A 2,500-nucleotide genomic window follows, 5' to 3' on the forward strand; every position below is an offset into this window, starting at 1 on the left:
GATTAAGATATTTTATATTTTGATTTACGTAGCAAAAAGAATTAAAGACTAGTCTCATCAAGAGAATCGATTAAAATTCCGTTGTATTGTTTTGAATAATATTTAAGAACAAACGATGAAGAGTTTGATCCTGGCTCAGGATGAACGCTAGCGGCAGGCTTAACACATGCAAGTCGAGGGGTAACAGGGATTGCTTGCAATCCGCTGACGACCGGCGCACGGGTGCGTAACGCGTATAGAACCTACCTTATATTGGGGGATAGCCCAGAGAAATTTGGATTAATACCCCATAGTATGCTGAAGTGGCATCGCTTTAGTATTAAAGATTTATCGATATAAGATGGCTATGCGTTCTATTAGCTAGTTGGTATGGTAACGGCATACCAAGGCTACGATAGATAGGGGTCCTGAGAGGGAGATCCCCCACACTGGTACTGAGACACGGACCAGACTCCTACGGGAGGCAGCAGTGAGGAATATTGGACAATGGAGGCAACTCTGATCCAGCCATGCCGCGTGCAGGAAGACTGCCCTATGGGTTGTAAACTGCTTTTATAGAGGAAGAAACCCCCCGACGAGTCGGGGTCTGACGGTACTCTACGAATAAGGATCGGCTAACTCCGTGCCAGCAGCCGCGGTAATACGGAGGATCCAAGCGTTATCCGGAATCATTGGGTTTAAAGGGTCCGTAGGCGGATTTGTAAGTCAGTGGTGAAAGTTTGCGGCTCAACCGTAAAATTGCCATTGATACTGCAAGTCTTGAATCATTGTGAAGTGGTTAGAATATGTAGTGTAGCGGTGAAATGCATAGATATTACATAGAATACCGATTGCGAAGGCAGATCACTAACAATGTATTGACGCTAAGGGACGAAAGCGTGGGTAGCGAACAGGATTAGATACCCTGGTAGTCCACGCCGTAAACGATGGTCACTAGCTGTTTGGTTTTCGGACTGAGTGGCTAAGCGAAAGTGATAAGTGACCCACCTGGGGAGTACGTTCGCAAGAATGAAACTCAAAGGAATTGACGGGGGCCCGCACAAGCGGTGGAGCATGTGGTTTAATTCGATGATACGCGAGGAACCTTACCAGGGCTTAAATGTAGTCTGACAGCTTTAGAGATAGAGTTTTCTTCGGACAGATTACAAGGTGCTGCATGGTTGTCGTCAGCTCGTGCCGTGAGGTGTCAGGTTAAGTCCTATAACGAGCGCAACCCCTGTTGTTAGTTGCCATCGAGTAATGTCGGGAACTCTAGCAAGACTGCCGGTGCAAACCGCGAGGAAGGTGGGGATGACGTCAAATCATCACGGCCCTTACGTCCTGGGCCACACACGTGCTACAATGGTAGGTACAGAGAGCAGCCACTTGGTGACAAGGAGCGAATCTATAAAGCCTATCACAGTTCGGATCGGAGTCTGCAACTCGACTCCGTGAAGCTGGAATCGCTAGTAATCGGATATCAGCCATGATCCGGTGAATACGTTCCCGGGCCTTGTACACACCGCCCGTCAAGCCATGGAAGCTGGGGGTACCTGAAGTCCGTCACCGCAAGGAGCGGCCTAGGGTAAAACTAGTAACTGGGGCTAAGTCGTAACAAGGTAGCCGTACCGGAAGGTGCGGCTGGAACACCTCCTTTCTAGAGAAGAATGGTACGACGGATTAGATTTTATTGTTGAGTTTAGTCTTTAGCTGTCAATTAAATGTACGAACGCAGTCTCATAGCTCAGCTGGTTAGAGCGCTACACTGATAATGTAGAGGTCGGCAGTTCGAGTCTGCCTGAGACTACAATAGACGGTTAATCCGTTGAAGTTCATTGATTATATATTGAAAAGGAAATTTTAGAAGTTGTGCTACTGTCAACTATATACTGGCTAGTTAGCCGACATAAAGAGACGGGGAATTAGCTCAGCTGGCTAGAGCGCCTGCCTTGCACGCAGGAGGTCACCGGTTCGACTCCGGTATTCTCCACAAGGAGTAAGTTATATTTATATGATTTACCATAACGTTCATTGACATATTGATTTAAGAAAATACGAGCGCACACTAGTGATAGTGTGTGATAATAAAAGAATAAAAAACTAAAAGAGCAAGTTAAAGCATAAGACATAAGCTAATTAAGGGCGTATGGGGGATGCCTAGGCTCTCAGAGGCGAAGAAGGACGTGATAAGCTGCGATAAGCTTCGGGAAGTGGCACATACACATTGATCCGAGGATTTCCGAATGGGGCAACCCGGCATGTTGAAGACATGTCATCCTTTCGAGGAGGCGAACGTGGGGAACTGAAACATCTAAGTACCCATAGGAGAAGAAAACAATAGTGATTCCGTTAGTAGTGGCGAGCGAACGCGGATTAGCCCAAACCAGTATTGTTACGGCAATGCTGGGGTTGTAGGACTACGATATAAGATGCACAATGAATTAGAATCCTTTGGAAAGAGGAGCCATAGACGGTGATAGCCCGGTATAAGTAAGGCGTGTATTTTTAGTAGTATCCTGAG

Annotated in this window: 2 tRNA genes and 2 rRNA genes (1 of these 4 cut by a window edge); all 4 read left to right on the top strand. The window is 46.7% G+C overall.

Annotation, left to right across the window (positions count from 1 at the left end):
* Positions 1-112 precede the first annotated feature (112 nt).
* A 16S ribosomal RNA gene (locus tag M0D21_RS22780) occupies positions 113-1,636 on the top strand.
* A gap of 76 nt (positions 1,637-1,712) precedes the next feature.
* Positions 1,713-1,786 (top strand) — tRNA-Ile (locus M0D21_RS22785).
* 109 nt (positions 1,787-1,895) lie between these two features.
* Positions 1,896-1,969: transfer RNA gene (locus M0D21_RS22790), tRNA-Ala, on the top strand.
* 135 nt (positions 1,970-2,104) lie between these two features.
* A 23S ribosomal RNA gene (locus M0D21_RS22795) occupies positions 2,105-2,500 on the top strand; it runs 2,424 nt beyond the window's last position.
* Together the 16S and 23S rRNA genes with 2 tRNA genes alongside form the textbook arrangement of a ribosomal RNA operon.

Source organism: Aquimarina acroporae (genome assembly GCF_023195925.1).
Taxonomy (GTDB): Bacteria; Bacteroidota; Bacteroidia; order Flavobacteriales; family Flavobacteriaceae; genus Aquimarina; species Aquimarina acroporae.